Consider the following 21,049-nt stretch of genomic DNA (forward strand, 5'->3'; position numbering starts at 1 on the left):
CCCTGTAAAAAAACCGGAAAACGTATTAATTTGTAAAGGAACATGCAGTTTCGCTTACCGAAATATACCAGTAAAGATTATATGGTACTCGCCATTGTGATTGTGCCATTCAGCCTGTTCTATAACATAATGGCATTTCAATACAACCTGCTCAGCAGTCTTCCGTTTTTCCTGGTTACATTGGTTTGCACCATGTTGGCCTTTTCAGTTTACTTTACCATTTGCGGGGCAGTAGCTGTGTTAATGAAAAAACGTTTTCCCAAAGAAGAGCAGTTGAACGTAAGGCTTTCGCTTATGATTTCCACCTTTCTTATCATGTCGGGGCTGTTTCTTTTCCTGCTGTTCAATATTTATGCAGCAATCCCCTACTTTGGCTACAGCTTTAACGAAACCAGTTTCGTGTGGGCCTATTTCTCCATGGGCATCAGTAATATTTTCCTCACCTTTCTGCACGAAGGCATCGACCGTTACGAAAACTGGACGAAGAGTATTGATGAAACCAACAAGCTGCGGGCCACGTATCAACGCAGCCGTTTACAAGGTTTACGCAGCCAGGTAAATCCGCATTTTCTGTTCAACAGTCTTAATTCGCTTTCCAGTTTAATAAGCGAAGAAGGCGATGATGCAGAAAAGTTTTTAGATGAAATGAGCAAGGTGTACCGCTACATGCTGCGCAGCGAATCGGATACCATGGTTACGCTCAACGAAGAATTAAAATTTTTAGACTCGTATTATTTTTTATTATCGGCCCGCTATGGAAATGGTTTGCAAATGACCACGCACATACCCGACGAGCATCGTTACCTCTTGTTGCCGCCACTTTCGTTACAGGTAATTATTGAAAACATTATTACACAAAACAGCATCAGTAAAACAAGTCCGTTACGCATCAGTATTACAGCAATGGATGGCAGCCTGTTTATTTTAAACAATGTGCAGTTGAAAACCATTAAAGATGATTTTGAATCGGATGCAGCCCTCGATAACCTGTTAAGCAAATACCGTTTGCTCAATCACCAGGCACTTGTTACTGAAAAAGAAAACGAACGCATCATCCGTTTACCATTGCTGCAACAACAAGAGGAGGTAGCGGTATGAAGCTGATAAAACCTCCAAAGCTTGAGCTGTACTCCTTTTTGTTTTCGATGCCACTGATTGATGTGGCTTTGAATGTTATTTTGTACAAGCAACGGCTGTGGAGCGAAAGCGCAATCTGGCTCATCTCTTTTCCGCTGATGTTTGTATTTGGCACCATCAGCTGGTTTTTGCATATCCAATATGAAAACTGGGTAGAAACAAAATATCCGGAGCTGAACCAGACAAAACAGCGCATTGCATTAAAGGCCGCTGCGTTCCTGTTGATTATGCAGCCATCGGTATTGCTCATTTTTTATTTTTATGATCACTTTCATGTGTTGGGCTACAGTATGGAGAAAAGCGATCTGCTGCAAGGGATGATCATTGGCTTTTCGGTGAACCTTGTTTTTGAAACTTTATACGAAGGTGATTATGCCCTAACCAAATACAAAGAAACCTATGCCGAGAAAGAAACCTTGCAGGAACTGTCGCTGCAAACAGAATTTGATGCGCTGAAAAACCAGGTAAACCCGCATTTCCTGTTCAACTGTTTCAATACACTTTCATCGTTGATTGCTGTAGACCGGCAACGGGCTGAAGAATTTTTAAACGAGCTGAGCATTGTATACCGTTACCTGTTACGCAACAACGAAGAAGGACTTAGTACGTTAGCGAACGAAATCAATTTCATAAAATCGTACTACCGTTTACTGCAAACAAGACACGGCGAAGCCGTCGAAATTCATATTGAAATTGATAAACGTTACGAGCCCTATCTGTTACCATCGCTTACCTTACAATTATTGGTTGAAAACGTGGTAAAACACAATGCGCTTTCGAAAAACAAACCGTTGGTGATCGATATTTTTACCATGGCAGGCAATAAGCTTGTAGTGAATAACAACCTGCAGCGGAGAACGGTAAAAGCACCCAGTAATAACGTTGGGCTTGAAAACATCAAAACCAAATACACGCTGTTGAAGCAACCCGGTTTCCAGGTAATGGAAAACGAAAAAAACTTTACGGTGGTGTTGCCGTTGATCTGGAAACCTGTTGAGAGCGAAAGCGATCGTTTAAAAAAAGAAAAGCTGTTTATTAACCATAACCATTAAACACTGTTGTATGAATATTTTAATTGTTGAAGACGAAGATCTGGCCGTAAAAAAATTACAGAAAACATTAGCGGCTGTAGACGATACAGCTGTAGTGCTCGCATCAACCGATAGTATTAAAAGTACAGTTGAGTGGTTGAACGATAACCCGCAGCCCGATCTGATACTGATGGATATTGAACTGGCCGACGGCCAGAGCTTTGAAATATTTAACCTGGTTGATGTAAAAAGTCCGGTGATATTCACCACTTCGTACGACGAGTATGCATTAAAAGCGTTTAAAGTAAACAGTGTTGATTACTTGCTGAAGCCGATTCAGAAAGAAGAGTTGGCTGCTGCGTTAACCAAGTACAAAAAATTACAGAGCAATGCCAAGCCCGATATCAGCCTCGATAACCTCGTAAAAGAATTACAACAAAAACTGCAGCCGAAAGAATACCGCAAACGATTTTTGGTAAAGCATGGACAAAAGCTGGTAAGCGTGGAAGTGGAAGACATTGCCTACTTCTACAGCGATGGCCGGTTGAACTTCTTTAAAACAAAAGACAATAAAAAGTTTGTAGTGGACTATACCATGGACGAGCTGGAAGAGATGCTCGATCCGGAACGGTATTTCCGCATCAGCCGTTCATTTTATGTATCGGTAACCAGCATCGACAAAATTGATGATTACTTTGGTAACCGTCTTGTGCTGGGTCTTATTCCGGAAGTAGACAAGGAAGCATTGGTAAGCCGGGAAAAAGTAACCGAGTTTAAAAAGTGGATGGGTAAATAACAGCTTCATCCCATTGCAAAAGCTCCGCCATGGCGGAGCTTTTTTTGTACAGTTCATCCCCTCTTTCTTACAACTCATTCATAATACTGGCAGTTTATTGTAAACACAGATTCATTTTTGCAGCTATTAATGATATTAAAACCTTTTCATCATGTTAAAACATCTTTTCCGCAAACGTAACTGGCATTTTTCAGCGGCTTCGGGTATGGTAGCCTGCTGCCTCGCCGTATTTTTTCTTTATTCTTTTACCAGCAAACAACTTGCTGCCGATTTTCTGCAGCAACTGGGTATAACCAAAACAACCGCCAACGAAAAAATCGGCAATGGATTTTTAGGTGGCTCTTTTGATGCCTATGGTATTAAAAATCTCAAAAACATTCCCGCTGCTGCAAGAGTTCCGCTTGCAAAAGAAATTGCTGCCTACAGTAAGCAGTATGTACAATCAGCTGCCTACCTGAAACAATACAACGAGCTGCGCAACCAGCACAAGCCCGAGTTCAAAGCAATTCAAACGCCGGAAGAAATGCAGAAAGAGTCTGTTGCACAATACAAAAAAAGTGTAGCAGAAATGGAGCAATCGGTTAAAACAGCCGATGCAACCATGAAGCCGATATTTGAAAAAGTACTGGCCGATGCAAAAAAACAATTGAAAGAAGCAGAAGATCCCAACAACAAATACGTAGCCAACTACCGTAAAAATTATGAAGCAGCTGTACCGCAAAACAAAGCCGGTTACGATCAGCAGGTTGCACGTTGGGAACAGGAATATCCTGCCAATCATATGCTGTATGTAAAAAAGCGCTTGCAAAATTTTCTGGCCGAAACTGCCGATATTGATTTTGATGCACAAACAGTAGAGAAAAACGGAAAGAAATATTTTGTAAACCGTGCATACGAAAGCAAAGGTTCGCATTGGAAAATGGCCTACCGTGCAGGGAAAGAGGTGGTAACAACTGCAAGAGAATTTGTGGAGAGCTGGTTAAAAGAAATCAACTGATGTACATCAAAATTACATGCACAAAAACCTGTTTGTACAAACAGGTTTTTTTATGCCCTGTAACGGCTTCCTACATTTCATACATACAAATTGTCAATTGAAACAACAGGAGGTTTTTCTGCGCCTGTAAGTGTAACATCTTTGCGCTGTTAACTTATAACACTGTAAAAAAAGAACAGTGTATTCTTCATCATTAAACCTTTCATCAATGAAAAAGTTATTGTTCGTTTTCACCGCAGCAGCACTTGTGCTCACATCATGTACAAAAGACAAAGACCAATCGAAGGCAGGTATTTTTAAAGGACCCGAAACCACGATGCACGAAGGCAAAGCCTGGACATGGGTACAGTTAGATAAAGATGGTAATCCGGTAAAAGTTGCCATTACAGTTAATGAAGAAGCCTTGAACAGTATGCCTGCAGACGATGGCAGCGGTGGTGGACACGATCACAGCAACAACGTTGTGCTTTCTTTACCATCACAAGCTGCAAACATTGCATTTAAACATGCATGGGTTAACTGGAATCCTGCAGGTCATCCACCGGCAAACATTTACACCAAGCCGCATTTCGATTTTCATTTTTACACCGTATCCTCTGCTGAAAGAGAAACCTTTGTTGATCCTGCAAAACTTGCTGCAAGTGTACCGGCCGAATATTTACCTGCTAACTATATAGGTATTGATCCTGTTCCAACAATGGGTAAACATTATGTGGATGTTACTTCTCCCGAACTAAACGGCCAGCCATTTACAGAAACATTCATTTTAGGTTCGTACGATGCGAAGATTAATTTTTACGAGCCAATGATTACGCTGGAGTTTTTAAAAGCAACAACAAATTACGAACGCACTATTCCGCAACCTGCTAAATACCAGCAAAGCGGTTATTACCCTACAAAAATGCGTATTCAGAAAGCAGGCCAGGCAACCAACATCATCCTCGAAGGTTTTGTGTATCGCACGGCTTCTTAAGCAACAGCCCTTTTTCAACCGCTGATAAAACACCGGCGATCCCGTAAGAGCGCCGGTTTCTTTCAATCAAAAAAAAAGAAACCATGCAACGTTATAATATTTTTTACCAGGTGCACAAAGGACTGCGTGCACTGTTGTACGATACCATGATGAAACTGCAGCAAACCGATTTTACAAACGAAAGCGATGCCGCTGCTGTAACTGCGCAGGTGGCCACTGTGCTGGAGTTGTTTGATGCACATGCACATACCGAAGACAACTATATTTTACCCGAAATAACTGCTTACGAACCTTCTATTGTGGCTTTGTTTGAAAACGAGCATGTACTTGATCTGAAGTTGAGTACAGGTTTGGCAGACATGTTAAAAGCCTTTTCACTGTGCGAATCGGATGAAGCAAAAAAAGACATCGGTCGTAAACTGGAACATGCAGTGGCAGCCTTTATGAACTTTAACCTGGCACATATGGCCAAGGAAGAAGAGGTGCTCAACAAAATTTTGTGGCGCTATTATACCGATGAACAGCTGCACGAAGTAACCATGCGCATACTTGCACATGTAGATCCGAAGCTCATGCCCAGCTACAATAAATGGATGATGCACGGACTATCGAACAGCGAAATAAAGCAATGGCTGCTCCAGGTTAAAAACAATGCGCCCGATTTTGTCTTTCAAGGCATGATGGATTTGGCTGCCGCCGAGTTACCAATCGCAAGACTTTCGGCTATCCAAACAGAATTATCCGAAGGGGCTATGATCGCAGCCTGATATCAGGACAATTCTCCTCAAAAACGCTCACCAACAGGTTCCGTTCAGCTTCAAAAGTTGAACAGAACCTGTTTTCGTTGCCGGTAGTTTTGCCTAAAAACCCATCGTTTCTCCCTTTTTTTCTTCTGTTTTGCCTGTTCAGACATCGATTTTTCCCGTTTAAACACGAATCCGGTGTTTTAACATTTAAATTACATGTATGTACATACACTTTTCCCATCTTTGCAGTCTAAATCAATTGAACAATGAAGAAATTACTATTTGTGCTTGTTGCAGGTATTGGCGTGGTTAGCCTCTCTGCCTTTTTAAAGAAAGATGATGCTGCTGCGCAGTTGGCTCCTGCAGTACAAACGCCAACCAAATGGACACTCGACAAATCGCATTCAAATGTTAAGTTCTCTGTTACGCACATGGTGGTAGCAGAAACCGAAGGTGCATTCAAAATTTTTGACGGAACAGTGGAGCACAGCAAGGCCGACTGGAGCGATGCGAAAATCAATTTTTCGGTTGATATCAATTCAATCAACACCGACAACGAAAACCGTGACAAGCATTTAAAGAGCGATGATTTCTTTAATGCGGAGAAATTTCCAAAAGCAACTTTCGTAGGCAAAACCTTCAAACCACTTGGCAACAACAAATACGAACTGGTGGGCGATTTAACCATTCGTGATGTGACCAAGCCCGTAAAGTTTGATGTGAAGTTCGGCGGTATTGCAACAAGCACCCGTGGCGATAAAGCCGGTTTTAAAGCTACAACAACCATCAACCGTTTCGATTACAACCTTAAGTGGGATCGTGCTACAGAAGCAGGTGGCCTGGTTGTAGGTAAAGATGTTGAATTGACCGTATTGGTAGAGTTGAATAAAGCAAAATAAGCAGTGGTTAGTTTTGGGTTAATAAGTAACGCCTCACAATTGTGAGGCGTTTTACGTTTAAAACAGTACACGAATTTGAAACACATCAACCGTCAACAATAAAAAAAGCCATCTCTTTCGGGATGGCTTTGCTGTATAACAAGCTGTTTAAATTACCAATACACCGGCGGCTACAAACTGCACTTCTTTCTTTGCTTCCTTAATTTGTTTAATTTCTTCTTTGCTTTTGCCTGCATCGCCTGCATAATGCTTTTGTTGTTTTACACTTACTTCCTTCACTTTTGCTTCACCTTCCAGCACTACTGTTTGGCCCACAATATTCTTTGGCATAAAGAAACCGTAATCTTTAAACTTTACCATTACTGTTTCGCCGTTTGCTTTTTCTACTTTCATCCAGCAGCCTTTTTCCTGGCATACTTCGGTAACCTTCCCGGTAATTCTTCCATTAAAACTTCCGCTTTTTTGTACCTGCTCGTCCATAGCAGCAACGGTAACCGCATCTTTGTTTTCGGTACCTGCACCATACGTAACGCCTTTCGCAGCAGGCTTCGGATCGTTTTGTGCCATAGCAGCAACGCTTATAAAAGCTGCCATCATCAGTAAAGACAGTTTTTTCATACTTTTTAATTTAGGGAGTAAAGTTAACATCCTTGCGAAAGCAAACAAACTACTGCTGTTAAAATCAATTGACCACAGCAAGATTCCTGCAGGCTGCTGTAAAATAATGTACAGGTTAAACCGTTTAAGCAATCGATCGTCCTATACGTAAAACCAACCTGGAACCTCTATGCATATCCGTTCAGCTTTCATGTACTGCTTCATGCTTGTTGCGCCTTTGTTGTTTTCCTGCAGGAAAGGAAAACCGTCAACGAAAACCTACCGTTTTACGGAAACAATGCAAGTCGATGGCTTAAGCAGAAAATATGTATTGAACCTGCCGCCCAACTATTACGAACAGTCTGGCTTTTCGCTGGTCATTGCCATGCATGGCGGCGGTGGAAGTGCTGCACAGTTCGAAAGCACCTCCTTGCTCACCCAAAAAGCAAACAGTGCAGGTTTTATTGTGGTTTATCCGGAAGGTACCGGTGTCATCAATACCTGGAATGCCGGCACCTGCTGCGGTCCGGCAGTTACCAATAACATCAACGATGTAAAATTCATCAGTATGCTTATTGATAAACTGATTGCGTCGTACAAGATCAATCCAAAGAAAGTATACGCTACCGGCCATTCCAACGGTGGCATGATGAGTTACCGCTTAGCCTGCGAACTGAGTACGAAGATTGCAGCCATTGCACCCAACGGTTCTACCATGGTGGTGACCCAGCCTTGCAATCCGGCGAGAGCAGTTCCGGTGTTGCACATGCATTCCAAACTCGATCAGCATGTAGTGTACACCGGTGGATATGGTAACGGGGTAAGTGGTGTGTACTGTCCGCCACTCGATTCGGTGTTCAATGTATGGTCGCTGAAGAATAATTGCACAACGACTAAACAAACCATTTTCAGCAACAGCAATTACACGTTAACCCGCTGGCTTAACTGTACCAACAATGTGACCATCGATTATTATTTAACCAACGATGGCGGACATGGATGGCCCGGCGGCTTGCCCGGTGGACCAAACTCCGATATTCCCTCCACTTCCATCAACGCCAACGATCTGTTGTGGAGCTTTTTTCAGCAATACCAGTTGCCGTAGTTGCAAAGCTGTTTGATTGGGGGACAGGAAGAAGGAAAAAGACTGTTGTTGGCATCCTCGCCAACAAAGAATACGACCAGCATACACATAATTTTTGCACGTTGGCGAGGATGACAACAGGAGCAAAAGGCCGCTTTTTTCTCAGGCGAGTCTCCTGCAAGGGACTCGCCGCTTTCTTCGTAACACATCGCCCCAACCGGAGCGTCATTGCGAGGCACGAAGCAATCTGCTCTGCAACATGCATTCCTTCTTTTATGATTGCGATCTTCACCAACCAACAACAGCGGTTGGATGCATAAACAGATGAAGAGGTTATTAACAATTTTATTCTCAGGCGAGTCTCCTGTATGGGACTCGCCGTTCTTCTCAGCAATTCCTCTCCCTGTACATAGTTACTGTTTCGCACAAAGCCTGTGGAGGACGTTGCGTACAAGAAAATTACTTTTATAAAACAAGCAACGTCCCCCGTTAAGCTCAGTACAAATAGTATACTTCAATTATTGGGAGACGTTGCTGGGAAAAAAGCTTTCAACTGCTATCTTCTCCGGTTCGCTTACACTAGAAACAGTGCTTACGAATACTGTGCTATTTTTTAATTACAACTGTGCGTGAAACCTTGCCCGTTGTATGCCATTGCACAAAATAAACTGCACTCGGCAACTTTTCAGTAGCCAGCACAAAACCATTATGCAAATAGGTTACCGGTACAGCATACAATCTTCCCGCAACATCCATTACCTGTATACCCTCTGCCCTGTTACCATTATTGCTTTTGGTTTCCACAAACAACCTGTTCACAAACGGGTTAGGGTATGCAACCGAATTATCTTGCCCTGTACGCTGCACAAGTACTACGGCCGAATAACTGAAATACCCGTTTACATCAACCTGTTTCAATCGGTAATATGCACTTACAGGTAGTAAACCCTGTGCATCAACATAACTATATTCTTGCGGGCTGTTACTGTTTCCTTTACTGTTTACCACGCCGATTTTTTCAAAACGTATACCATCGGTACTACGCTCAACTTCAAAATGACTGTTATTGAATTCATCTGTACAAATCCAGTTAAGCCTGTTTAACCCCCCTTCTGCTTTTGCGTAAAAACCACCAAGCGTTACGGGCAACGTAGGTAAATTACCAAGCAGTCTGAAATTATCTGCGGCCATTTCTTCCGTACCACTACCGTTGGCAAAAACATTCAATCGTAAATCCAATAGGCTGCCCGTACCAGGAATATTTGCAGAAAACTCGGTAAAAGCATAAGTCAAATCGGCTCCGTCTCCAACCAAATCACCTGTAGTTTCTAATTTCAACGTTTGCGTTTGCCCGGTTGTGCCTGCATAAAAGGCAATAGCCTTGGTCCATGAGCCTCCATCAATGCGGTATTCCACTGCCATATAATCCTGGTTTGCGCCAAAGGAAGCTCCCTCCCAGTTAGAAGCGAATGAACCGTTTGCTGCAAACAAACCTCTGAACACTAAATTGGTACGGCCTGTAATGTTAATTCCGGACCAGGTTACTTGTTGATTGGCACTTGCTGATCCATTAACACATATTGGGCTGGCATCAACATCTTCGAAAGCCCAGAACTTACTTCCTTCCATACCGCTGTAGGTTCCGCTTATTAAATTGATGCCTGCTGTATTGGTTCTGAAAAAATAGCTGGTGGCTGGTGGCCCTCCACACGAAAAGTTCGTACTGGGTGTTCTGCTTCCGCTTGAAGGTGCACCGCTGTCTTCAAACGTATCGTTCCAGAAAAGTGTTTGACTGTAAGTACTGCAGTAAAGAAAGAAAAAAGATGCTGCTAAAATAAAACGCATAACAGAGATGATTTTGGGTTTGTAAAATGAGAATAATGTGCTGCAACAATTCACCTCATCCAGCCACACGATCCCGTGTAGTTGACAATAGTTAAAAAAGATGGTGTAAAATTTAAAATGAAACAACCGGATGGTTCATTTTACAGAACACAGGTAACAGGAAAAGAATAGGTACAAAGGAGGGTAAAGATCGATGCATGCAAAAGGATTTTATAGATTTTAAAACTCCCGCAAATATATTATAATTTTTTTACACTTAAGTAGTAGTTGCTACGAAACCAAATAAGAGTTTTTGCTTATTTATTCCTGTGTTTAATTGAAGTCTTAGGCATTGGTCTCTGAATATAAAAGCTATACTTTTTTAAACTTTCAATGGATGAGATCACGAAGCTGGTTAAACAAAACTCACTTTTCTTCGTACGAATTAGTGGCATTTGTGGCTTTCATCATATCTGTGTGCATCTGTGTTTATCCGTGGCCAATGCCCACCGGATGCTTTCGTAGTAAACTTGGGAATATATTTTCTTCTCAGGCGAGTCTCCTGTAAGGGACTCGCCGTTCTTAATTTATTCGTTCCAATACGACAAGTCAGTTTTACCAGACTCGCCTCCGAAACAAAACCCCAACCGGAGCGTCATTGCGAGGCACGAAGCAATCTGCTCTGCAACATACATTCCTTCTTTAACGGTTGCGATCTTCACCAACCAACAAAAGCGGTTGGATGCATAAACAGATGAAGAGGTTACTAACAATATTCGTGTAACGCAAGCTTCTCCCGCAGTTCAACAATACCGGTACCAAGGTATCGTTTGGCAACTGCATTGGTTGCCCGGCATATTTTTTCGGCTTGTACAAGTGCAGCAAAACCTTCAGGGCCTTCTTCTTCCAGTATTTCTTCTTTTTCTTCAGGATCAAACAAACTGTCTTCATCAATCGCAAGCTCTTCCGCTACCGGCTCACCTTCGTTGCATTCAATTTCGCCATCAACAACAAGTACTTTACGTACGGCCATCCCCTTGCGTATAATACTGAAGCCAAATACAGCAGATGTTTCATCCCAGATGATGGCAGCAGCTTCAACGTCTTCTATATCCAAAAGAGGATTTTCCTCATCCAATGCACCATAGGCCAGGTTGCCATTGCAACAGATCATATAATCAGCTATGCGGCCTATAAACACACGATCGTATTGTTTACTGGTTGCATAAAAATCAAATGCCTCGCCTTTTTTTAAATCAGACTTATCCATTAACTGCAACAATGCTTCAGGAGTATTGATTGTTTCACTTTTGATAAATACAGGATGTAAACGAAATGCCATAACAATTGTTTTTAATGGTTGCTGTGTTCACCAGCCACCTTTTATGAACCTATTTCGGTTGATGGCGCCACCAACCGATAAGAAAGCTGTTATTCTTGCTTAACCCATTTTTATATAACCTAATAACCAACTAAAGCTTAGCCCAACAAAAAACAGTCCTGCCAATATGAAAATTACGAAAACCACATAATTAAACCCCTTTTCATTTTTCAGAACAAATTTTTTTGGGGTTCTCTGGGTCATATAAAATGGGAACAGGTTGATTGATGAAATTAGTATACGACCTTAGTTTACTTAGGTCTGTCGAAGCATAAATAATTGGCTTCGCTTTAATAATGTCTCCTGTAATAGTAGTAAACTCAATTAGTGGTGTTTTATGTCCGTCACTATCGGATTCATATGCTACGATGTTGCCTGTCCTAGCAATTCCTGTCTTAGAAATTTTCTTTAGAAATAGTACTGCTGCAAAACCGATATAAGATATAAGTATCCCGAGAATTAAAAAGCATAATGCTGGTTTGATAAATAGACATAGCCCAAACGTCACAACAAGAGCGATCCGATATTTTTTTATTAACTCCATCATTTTAAGTCTGAGTATATAAGTTAGCAGGAAGTGTCTGTTTACAATAGCCGTTTACGGACAGGGCTTTCTGCTGTACTGATACTCTGTGATTCGTTAGCCTGGAACCGAAGCTGAGTAAAGTTAATGTGGTTGATCTTATATTCTATAGCTCGGCTTTAGTTGTTCGGCCCGAACCACAGCTCTTCTTCTCAGCAATGTCTCTCCCTGTACCTGGTTGCTGTTTCGCACAAAGCCTGTGGAGCACGTTGTGTATAAGAAAATTACTTTTCCATAACACGCAACGTCCCCGTTAAGCTTAGTACAAATAGTCTATTGCAATTATTGGGAGACGTTGCTTGGGAAAAAAGTCTTTGTTGAGTTTCCCTTCCCTAGTTTGTGTCGTGTCGGACTGTACGTTGGCTGTCTTTATACTTGATTTTGTGCATCATTTAAAAGTTCTTTCTCGAATTGCGTTACTTCTAAACTTTCAATTGGAAGTTCTCGAATCTGTTCAAGTAAATCGTCAAAATTACCATTAGTGTACAATTTGTCTTTGATTTTATTACTTGTCTGAATTGGAATACCATATTCATCTAAGGCAACAAATAATGGGTCTGTAAATAAACATTCGATTTGTGAGGAGAAATAAGAATAGTCACCAGTTTGAAAATCTATATCTTCATAAAGTTCTTTCTGAATTCTATTCAATGCCATCATGTATTTCGGAAAGTTGTATTGAGCCCAAAAACGAATAAATTCTAAAATATTCTCTATAGCTTCATTTACCTTTTCGGGTTCTCCATCTTCATCAATCTCATTTGCAATTAGGTCTTTGATATTACCAACAGTCCTCAAATTATTTATTTTGAAAGCTAATTGGCTACCTGAACTAATGCCGCCAACTCTACCACCATCAACCAAAAATTTCCAAATTAACTCGCATGCAAACTTTAATTGGTCATAAGTGGGGAATCTGTTCCACTTCAATAGGTAGTGATAGCCTCTCAGATTACCTTTTAGAAAAGTTGCAAGGTCAATTTGGCTTTGTGGTTCAATATTCGAATTAGCTTTAATTGTCTTAATGCTTAAAATTCCATTGTTAGAAAGTGTTTGAATTCTATCTTTTGATTTTTGTGATAAATCATCATTGTCCATTTGCATCAATAGTTTCTCAGGTACTTCATCTGTTTGGCTGAATAAGGGAAAATCTACCAATGGCAGTTCTTCGGTTGGTGGTTCATGAAAAAGAAATACTCTGCCGATAAAATGCTGAAACATTCTGCCACTTCTACCACAAATATTGTTGAAGGTAAAGAAGTCAAATTTCTCATTGGCAACCTTGTTATCGTATATGATTACATTCTTAGCTTTTGTATTTACGCCTTCAATGAGGGTGCTTGTGCAAACTAAAAACTGAAGTTTATCTTCATTAAAAGCTTTTACGGCAAACTGTGAAATAGCCCGTGGAATTTTACCGTGGTGAATTCCTATTCCGAATTTCAATGCCTTAGGAAGAAACCAAAGCGGATGATATTCTTCTTCTAACCATTCAATTGCATTTGCGTTGTTTTGATTTTTTTTGAATTTTCCCGAATCAAAAAGCAGTTTTGCAACCTTGTTTGCACTTTTTGGTGACTTGCAATAAATTAAAGTTGGTTCTGTCAATTCAGCACATAAGTTCAAAAGGGCATCTTCATCATTTGTTGGAACAGCAACTTTAATCTTCTCTGTGATTACTGTTTTGTAGTCTGTCTTGATGAAGTTTATTTCAACATTTTCAGGAAATACTTTTGAGTTTATGTTTTCAATGTTTGGGCCTAACAAATAAAATTGACCGCCTTTTTTGAGTAGTTTGTAAAATGCCTGGTTTAATATAATGCTTCTTTCTTGGTCTTGAGGCGTGGGTTGAATTTTGTAGAATTCATCAATCACAAAAAAGTCAACATCAACTTCGTTTATAATTTCCATAACTCGTTCTTGAGTTAGAACGAAAATATTTCTATCACTTACAGACTGAGTGGAATGAGTTATGATTTTGTAAAGGTCTCTAAAGCGTGAAAGTCGCTTTCTTGTTTCATCAATCAAAGCAATGGTAGGTAATACAATTGCAATGTTTTTGAAGCGTTCAGTGGCAATTATTGTATCAATCACCAAACTTTTTCCAAAACTCGTTGGTGCACTAAGAATTACATTTTTCCCATCAAGTAATTCAAAATAAACTCTTGCTTGTGCCCTGTGAAAAACGATATTGTCTTGTTCAACACCGTCTGGACGGTGAAACTCATATGCAATTTTATCAGCAAGATTTAATTCTTTTGGGTCAAGGTATGGGAATAGGCCAATTTCTCTAGCAAAATCGTTAATTATTGATTGGTAGTTACCAAACATGTCACGCTGTTCAATAACCCGAAGAATTACTTCCTGTAAATAGACTTCATTCTTTTGATTAAGATTATTGGCAATTGATTTTATCACAGAAAATGCATTCTGGGGATTGATAGCATTTTGCCTCAATAAATTGTTGATTTCAAGTAAGCTTAGATTTTCTGCCATGCTGCCAATTTATCTAAAAGTGTTTGAGATAATTTTGCCTTGTTTTCCAAAGGACATAAGAACAAATGAATTTTGACTGGGCATTTTACTTTTGCTAAAAATGCTTTGTGATTAACTTCAATTTCAGGTAATATTTCATTTAAATAAGCCTCATTAAATTCCCTGTGCTTTGCCACCAATGGTGAATCATATGTAAGCAAAACAGGAACACAAATTGCCTTGAACACATCATCTAATGAAGTATTTGGGTCAAGCAGTCTTACCAGTTTATCGTAATGCGGAAAGGACTTGTCAATTTTGTTGGTGATTGCTGCGAACTCATTTCTTAAGTAAACTTTATCAAAATGGGCTTCAATTTCGGGAACAACATCATAAACAGCATTGTAGAAAGTATTGTAAAACTTTACTTCTCCAAGCCAAAGTTCTAAACCATCTTCATCAGCTATAACATGAACAGCATCAAATCCTTTAACGGTTTCATTTGGGCCATCCTTAAAATAAATTTTGCTAATGGCAGGAATGGTATCATAGGCTTCTTTCAAAATACCGTGAAGCAATAATTCACCAAACTCACCCCTCTTGATATTATCAGTCTGAAAAATATTTTTTGCTGCTTCTCTTAATTTTTTGGGTGCAGATTTGCCGTCAACTATTTTAAACTCTGAATACTTTAAGGCAAAGTCGAGTAAATGCTCATCAAATAACCAATCGGCAAACTGATTATATCTCCATTCTTTCAGCTCGTAACCACCGCATAAACCTGTTATGCCACACTCAGGAGGAGTTTCAGAATGAACAAGAAGTTTTAAAAATTTCAGTTTGTCTTTCATTAACTCTGCTTTAGCGAATTATTTATAACTGGGTTCGTATGTCGAAAAGGTTTACTTTTTCTCATTTCGATACTTTGTTGTCTACCGTATCGTAACGGTTCGTGTATTGCCGAAGGCGGGGTGTTTTAGCACAAAAGTTCAATAGAAGAACGAATATTGAACCTTACACAAATGCCCAATCGAAGCCATTCAGCCCCGCTTTTGGCAATACCTTGTTAGCGGTAGTTTTTTTAGAGTTCATTATATTTTTTTAGTGTCATTGTCGGTTTTGCAATTTCTCTTAATGTCATTTTAAAGTCGTAGTGTCTGCCTGTCAAATCTATTGAATAGTATTTGCCTTTATATTCAAATTCTATAAAAGGTTCTTCTGTAATATCCATGCTAAAGAAGTTTTTCTCTTTGGTTATTTCAAGTGGTTCACTTGACGCCGTTCTTGCATTGATTTGAATGCTGTCAACATTTACACCACCAAAAACAAGATTATTGTAGTAGTATTTTACATATAAACCTTTGTCAATTATGGGATAATTCTCTAAGTATGGTAGCTGTTTTACAATTGCTGTTGTGTCAATTGAGAGTATTGTTGATGTAGTGTCGTCAACTTGGTTTTGTTTTTCAGATGGTTTTGTTAGCCTGTCGTATAAGTTGTTGCCAAAAATTAGAACAACAATTGCAACAACCAAGGAAGCTAAAGCAATTTTATGAGAACGTTCCCATTTATTTTTGTTTGTAGATTGTGAATTGGTTTGTGAGCTGTATAAATCGTTTGTTACATCTTTGATTATTGTTTTTAGTTTTTCTATGTCGCTATAAGTGCTTTGACTAAAAGCAGATACTTTGTCCTGAAAACTTTCATTAGGGTCAAATGAAATAAAGCCAACGTCCAAAAAATCCTTTGAAATTTCATCGTCACTAAACAATTGTTTTAAAAGATTTCCCGATGACTTCCACCAAATTTCGTGTTCATCAAGTAACTTTTCGTATTCGTTTTGATTACGTAGGTTGTGACATTTTGATAAAATTATCTGTCCGTCACGAACTTTGTCCTCTAAGTGTTTTATGGTATCATTTTTTGTCTTAATCAGCGTTGCCATGTTCGTCTCTTGATGTTACAATTGTTGTCTGGGGTTGGTCGTCCTAAAATTACCGCTGACGCATAAATATGCGCAAGTCTTTCAGCCTCTCCACTTTCGCTTTTTTTACGAGTCGCTTCATTAATAATTGGTTCTAAAAATTGTTTATTCTTGTAACAGTTGCGCAAATACTATTCTGTTTATACCTGTGCAAACGTTGCTAAACGTTTGTACACAACTATAAAGCACATCCTCCTGCTTCAACTTTACAAAACAAATCACTATTGTAACGGTTACCTGCGCAGCAATCAAAACAAATTATCCGGGAGTAAGCGTGGAGTTTGGGTTAGCTCTGGCTGTTCCGGTGGATCACGGTAGCGGCTGTCACATGCTGGCGCAATGGAAAAATAAAACAAAATAAGCATATAGAAATAAGTTCATATCAAAACACTTCCGGCTTCTCTCTGCCTTCCGCATTAAGCATTCCGCATTCAGCCTTCAGCTCTCCCCGTACATACCCCGTAGATGCACCGTAGATAGTTCGACGAAACGATCCCTTTTGATCCTTTTTGATCCCTTCCGTTCCCTTTTGTGCCCAAACGGGAAGTTTCAGCCTTAAAACCCGCTTGCAAAAAACAATTTTGCTAAAACATTTGGTTTCCAAAAAATTTAGTTTTAGTATTGCTAAATAAATTAGTGTGTACAAACAAAACAAACCCGTTATGGAAGAGACTTTAATTTTGGAGAAACCAAAAAAGGAAAAAATGAGTAAAGAGAGCAACATCAACAATGAAAAGCTCAAGGCATTAAAGCTCACCATCGACAAAATTGATAAGGACTTTGGCAAGGGCAGTGTAATGATGATGAATGAAAAAGGCGTACATGAAATGGAAGTGGTATCAACCGGTTCTATCGGTTTAGATACAGCTTTAGGCGTTGGCGGTGTACCCAAAGGTCGTATTGTAGAAATTTATGGTCCTGAAAGCTCCGGTAAAACAACCATTGCAACCCATATTATTGCAGAAGCACAAAAGAAAGGCGGTATCTGTGCCATCATTGATGCGGAACATGCATTCGACAGTTTATATGCGCAAAAGCTCGGTGTAGATGTAGACAACCTGCTCATCTCCCAACCCGATTATGGCGAACAGGCATTGGAAATTGCCGATCGCTTAATTCTTTCCGGAGCATTGGATGTAGTGGTAATCGACTCGGTGGCAGCGTTGGTACCAAAAGGTGAACTGGAAGGCGAAATGGGCGACAGCAAAATGGGTTTACAAGCCCGTTTAATGAGCCAGGCCTTGCGTAAACTCACAGCTACCATCAATAAAACAAATACCATCTGCATTTTCATTAACCAGCTGCGTGAAAAGATCGGTGTCATGTTCGGTAACCCCGAAACAACAACCGGTGGTAATGCCTTAAAATTCTATGCATCGGTTCGTTTAGATATTCGTCGTATGAGCCAGATCAAAGATGGCGATGAAGCAATTGGTAACCGTGTAAAAGTAAAAGTGGTAAAAAACAAAGTAGCACCTCCGTTCAAAGCAGCGGAATTCGATATCATCTTCGGAGAAGGTATCAGCAAAACAGGCGAAATCATTGACATGGGTGTTGATTTAGCGATCATCCAGAAAAGCGGTAGCTGGTACAGCTACAATGGCGATAAGTTAGGACAAGGTCGTGATGCAGTAAAACAACTCATCATGGACAACCCCGAAATGTCGGCAGAAATTGAAGCAAAAATTCGTGAAAAGATAAAAGAAATTCAAAGCGGCGCAGCTGCTTCGTAAACTTCGGGTTTGTTTGTAAGTACAGGTCTTTCGTTAGCAGCAATGCAAAGCGAAGGACCTTTTTCTTTTTCAGCACTTCGGTAATACGCTTGTCTGTTATTTGTTCGCCCACTTTCTTCTTTCAACACAGCATCAGCAATACATGCTTATGACCGCTTATCGTTTAACCGGTGCAAACGTATAAGCAGCTGTTGTTTCTGCCGGTTCTTTTAGTAGCTTTCCTTTCTAAACCAACACAAATGCTTACCAAAATAAAGTGGCTGCTTGTAGCTGCCTTCCCGTTTTGTGCAAAGGCACAGCAAACAGATACCATTTCAAAACAGGATATTCAAACAGCTGCACGTGTAATCGCACTCGATTTTACCGAACCCGAACTCGATAGCATGTTGCGGGATGTAAGAGACAACCGCAGGGAGTACAGCAAAATGCAGAGCCTTCCGCTCAACAACAGTGTACCCATGAGCCTTTGGCAAAGTCCCGTGTTGCCGGGCATGCAATTTAACAGCAAACAATTACCGGTACAGTGGAACATTCCGGCTAATGTAACAATGCCAAAGAACAAAGCTGATCTGGCTTTTTATAGTTTGCTGCAACTGGCATCTCTCATCAAAAACAAAAAAATATCATCGGTAGAACTCACAACGTTTTTTATTGAACGTATTCGCAAGTATGGCGATACACTGCAATGTGTAATCACAGTAACGGAAGAAATTGCTATGCAGCAGGCAAAAGCTGCCGATGCCGAACTTGCAAAAGGAAAATACAGAGGGCCGCTGCATGGTATTCCTTATGGACTAAAAGATTTGTTTGCGGTAAAAGGTACTAAAACAACCTGGGGTGCAACGCCCTACAAGGAGCAGACAATTGACGAAGACAGTTATGTATATCTGAAACTGAAAGAAGCCGGTGCAGTATTAGCTGCCAAGTTTACGCTGGGCGCATTAGCCATGGGCGATTGGTGGTATGGCGGTCGTACTAAAAACCCCTGGAACCTCAACTTCGGTTCTTCCGGATCTTCTGCCGGCTCAGCATCGGCTACAGTTGCAGGCTTGGTACCCTTTGCTATCGGTACCGAAACATTGGGCTCTATTGTGTCGCCTTCTACTGCCTGTGGCGCCACGGGCTTACGCCCAACATTTGGCAGCATCAGCCGCAGCGGTGGCATGACGCTTTCCTGGAGCCTCGATAAAGTTGGACCCATTTGTCGCAGCGCAGAAGATGCTGCCGTTGTGTTCAATTACATCCACGGTACCGATGGAAAAGATGCAAGTGCAGTCAACATGCCTTTCAACTACAGCATCAAAAAAGACATCAAAAAATTGCGCATCGGCTATGCCAAAAACTATTTCGATCGTATAAAAGATACCAGTGCCAACGAATGGAAAGCACTCAAGGCATTTGAAAAAATGGGCATCCAGCTGATACCGGTTATCTTCCCCGATAGTGCTGTATACAACTTCGATATGGTGGGTATCATCATTGGTGCCGAAAGTGCTGCAGCATTTGATCAGCTTACCGTTACCGGTCTTGATGATCAATTGACCCGTCAAAATAAAAACGACTGGCCTAATTCATTCCGCACATCCCGCCTCATTCCTGCTGTTGAATACATCAATGCCAACCGGCATCGTTATCTACTCATGCAGAAAATGCAAACCTTTTTTGAAACAGTAGATGTGGTTATTACACCAACCTTTGGCGGCAGTCAGCTGGCAGTTACAAACCTTACTGGCCATCCTGCACTTTGCATGCCTACCGGTTTTAACCAGCGTAAGCTGCCAACCAGCATCAGCTTTATTGGTAAACTGTACGATGAAGCTACTTTGTTACAGGTGGGTGCGTTGTTTCAACAGGCTACACAATGGCATGAAGTACATCCGCCAATGTTCATGCAGTAAAAATGCCAACAAGCATGCGCTGATCTGTCTTTTTCGAAAAGGAAAAGGACTTGTAACTGCAGTACAGAAAGAATGAATAGAGAACTGTTCAGCCTTATTTAGCAGAGAGCAGTTCTTCTTCTTTCTTCAACTGCCTGTCGTACACAAATGTTCCGAGCGGCAACCATGCAGCAACAAAAGCATAGATGAATTTTTTAAACGGCCAGTTGTACACTTCTTTTACATAATAAGCTTGTGCCACATACAGCACAAACAATAAGCCATGCGCCCAACCGGTATACTTCACTGCCAATGGCAAATCGAAGATGTACTTCAACGGCATGGCAATAAGCAACAGTACCAAAAACGAAATACCTTCTGCAATACCTGTTTTGCGTAAGAGCTGTAATGGCTTTTTATTCATGATGGGAATAACGTGGAGAAATCAATGATTACAATCGGTGCTGTGGCAATGATTTGCTTGGCGGCAAAACCGGTGATTGAGCATGTGTGCTGTAATAATCAACGCAACCGCAGGCACTACAAATACAAAAGAAGAATAAGGGAATTTTACAAACTGGTTGGCCGTAAACAAGCCCATGGCAACGGTAAACGGCACTAATGTTCCCCAATGATGATGGTGCTTTTTATAGCCATGCCAAAGAGTACTGAAGCCAATAACAAATGCTGCACCTAAGAGCAATATTTCCACAAATACATTGTGGATGATGTTGACTCCGAATAGAGGAAGGCTGGTAATAAACAAGGGCACCACAGCACAGTGGATGGCACAGGCTACAGATGCGGCGATTCCTAAGGCTTCCCAGTTAATGCGAAAATTCATAAAGGACAGCAAAAATACATATTTGCAATTGTGTTGCAAATTTTATTTTCAAAGAACAATGCCTCTCTCCCGTTCGTACCTTTGCACT

18 protein-coding genes are annotated in these 21,049 nt (G+C 40.7%); 10 read left to right on the forward strand and 8 right to left on the reverse strand.

What is annotated here, in order from left to right; genetic code table 11:
- Window positions 1-42: 42 nt before the first annotated feature.
- The 7 genes from IQ13_RS13320 to IQ13_RS13350 all read left to right on the forward strand — a co-directional run bounded on the left by IQ13_RS13320 (window position 43) and on the right by IQ13_RS13350 (window position 6,579).
- Complete coding sequence (locus IQ13_RS13320) at window positions 43-1,098, forward strand: sensor histidine kinase (protein ID WP_144886867.1); 1,056 nt, start codon at window positions 43-45, stop codon at window positions 1,096-1,098.
- The gene (locus tag IQ13_RS13325) at window positions 1,095-2,189 is read left to right on the forward strand and encodes a sensor histidine kinase (protein WP_144886868.1); all 1,095 of its coding nucleotides are present in this window, start codon (window positions 1,095-1,097) and stop codon (window positions 2,187-2,189) included. The genes IQ13_RS13320 and IQ13_RS13325 overlap by 4 nt, the downstream gene beginning before the upstream one ends.
- 10 nt (window positions 2,190-2,199) lie before the next feature.
- A complete protein-coding gene (locus tag IQ13_RS13330) occupies window positions 2,200-2,964 on the forward strand; it encodes a LytR/AlgR family response regulator transcription factor (RefSeq protein ID WP_144886869.1) in 765 nt (254 codons plus the stop codon).
- A 151-nt stretch (window positions 2,965-3,115) separates the two neighbouring features.
- On the forward strand, window positions 3,116-3,961 hold the full coding sequence (locus IQ13_RS13335; RefSeq protein ID WP_144886870.1) for a hypothetical protein: 846 nt from the start codon (window positions 3,116-3,118) through the stop codon (window positions 3,959-3,961).
- Between the two features lie 208 nt (window positions 3,962-4,169).
- Complete coding sequence (locus IQ13_RS13340; RefSeq protein WP_144886871.1) at window positions 4,170-4,934, forward strand: DUF5602 domain-containing protein; 765 nt, start codon at window positions 4,170-4,172, stop codon at window positions 4,932-4,934.
- 83 nt (window positions 4,935-5,017) lie between these two features.
- A complete protein-coding gene (locus IQ13_RS13345; RefSeq protein ID WP_144886872.1) occupies window positions 5,018-5,701 on the forward strand; it encodes a hemerythrin domain-containing protein in 684 nt (227 codons plus the stop codon).
- Between the two features lie 245 nt (window positions 5,702-5,946).
- Entirely contained in the window at window positions 5,947-6,579 is a 633-nt protein-coding gene (locus tag IQ13_RS13350; RefSeq protein WP_144886873.1) for a YceI family protein, read from the forward strand.
- Between the two features lie 147 nt (window positions 6,580-6,726).
- Here the strand turns inward: IQ13_RS13350 and IQ13_RS13355 are convergent, their stop codons facing one another.
- A complete protein-coding gene (locus IQ13_RS13355) occupies window positions 6,727-7,197 on the reverse strand; it encodes a DUF4920 domain-containing protein (protein WP_199758258.1) in 471 nt (156 codons plus the stop codon).
- A 277-nt stretch (window positions 7,198-7,474) separates the two neighbouring features.
- On the opposite strand from IQ13_RS13355, the gene IQ13_RS13360 reads away from it, so the two are divergent.
- Window positions 7,475-8,281 (forward strand): CE1 family esterase, encoded by an 807-nt coding sequence (locus IQ13_RS13360; RefSeq protein ID WP_158637393.1) that lies wholly within the window; start codon window positions 7,475-7,477, stop codon window positions 8,279-8,281.
- A 585-nt stretch (window positions 8,282-8,866) separates the two neighbouring features.
- On the opposite strand, the gene IQ13_RS13365 is transcribed toward IQ13_RS13360, so the two are convergent.
- The 5 genes from IQ13_RS13365 to IQ13_RS13385 form a co-directional block, all read right to left on the reverse strand.
- Window positions 8,867-10,105, reverse strand: a complete 1,239-nt coding sequence (locus tag IQ13_RS13365; protein WP_144886875.1) for a T9SS type A sorting domain-containing protein — start codon at window positions 10,103-10,105, stop codon at window positions 8,867-8,869.
- Between the two features lie 745 nt (window positions 10,106-10,850).
- Window positions 10,851-11,426 carry a hypothetical protein gene (locus IQ13_RS13370; RefSeq protein ID WP_144886876.1) on the reverse strand — a complete coding sequence of 192 codons (576 nt, stop codon included), beginning with the start codon at window positions 11,424-11,426 and terminating at the stop codon, window positions 10,851-10,853.
- A 991-nt stretch (window positions 11,427-12,417) separates the two neighbouring features.
- Window positions 12,418-14,544 carry a DEAD/DEAH box helicase gene (locus IQ13_RS13375; RefSeq protein WP_144886877.1) on the reverse strand — a complete coding sequence of 709 codons (2,127 nt, stop codon included), beginning with the start codon at window positions 14,542-14,544 and terminating at the stop codon, window positions 12,418-12,420.
- Window positions 14,529-15,374: a HamA C-terminal domain-containing protein gene (locus tag IQ13_RS13380; RefSeq protein WP_144886878.1), complete on the reverse strand. Its 846-nt coding sequence runs from the start codon at window positions 15,372-15,374 to the stop codon at window positions 14,529-14,531. Before IQ13_RS13380 ends, IQ13_RS13375 begins: the two co-directional genes overlap by 16 nt.
- Window positions 15,375-15,604: 230 nt before the next feature.
- Window positions 15,605-16,468: a hypothetical protein gene (locus tag IQ13_RS13385; RefSeq protein ID WP_144886879.1), complete on the reverse strand. Its 864-nt coding sequence runs from the start codon at window positions 16,466-16,468 to the stop codon at window positions 15,605-15,607.
- 701 nt (window positions 16,469-17,169) lie between these two features.
- On the opposite strand from IQ13_RS13385, the gene recA reads away from it, so the two are divergent.
- Window positions 17,170-18,240, forward strand: coding sequence for a recombinase RecA (gene recA, locus IQ13_RS13390; RefSeq protein ID WP_445352034.1), 1,071 nt, complete (start codon window positions 17,170-17,172; stop codon window positions 18,238-18,240).
- A 239-nt stretch (window positions 18,241-18,479) separates the two neighbouring features.
- Window positions 18,480-20,138: an amidase gene (locus IQ13_RS13395; protein ID WP_144886880.1), complete on the forward strand. Its 1,659-nt coding sequence runs from the start codon at window positions 18,480-18,482 to the stop codon at window positions 20,136-20,138.
- A gap of 94 nt (window positions 20,139-20,232) precedes the next feature.
- Here IQ13_RS13395 and IQ13_RS13400 read toward each other — a convergent pair whose 3' ends face one another.
- Together IQ13_RS13400 and IQ13_RS13405 are read right to left on the reverse strand one after the other, a co-directional pair.
- Window positions 20,233-20,541, reverse strand: coding sequence for a DUF3817 domain-containing protein (locus IQ13_RS13400; protein WP_144886881.1), 309 nt, complete (start codon window positions 20,539-20,541; stop codon window positions 20,233-20,235).
- Window positions 20,542-20,562: 21 nt separating this feature from the next.
- Window positions 20,563-20,961, reverse strand: coding sequence for a MerC domain-containing protein (locus tag IQ13_RS13405; protein ID WP_144886882.1), 399 nt, complete (start codon window positions 20,959-20,961; stop codon window positions 20,563-20,565).
- Between the last annotated feature and the right edge of the window lie 88 nt (window positions 20,962-21,049).

It is taken from the genome of Lacibacter cauensis (assembly GCF_007830055.1).
Classification (GTDB): domain Bacteria; phylum Bacteroidota; class Bacteroidia; order Chitinophagales; family Chitinophagaceae; genus Lacibacter; species Lacibacter cauensis.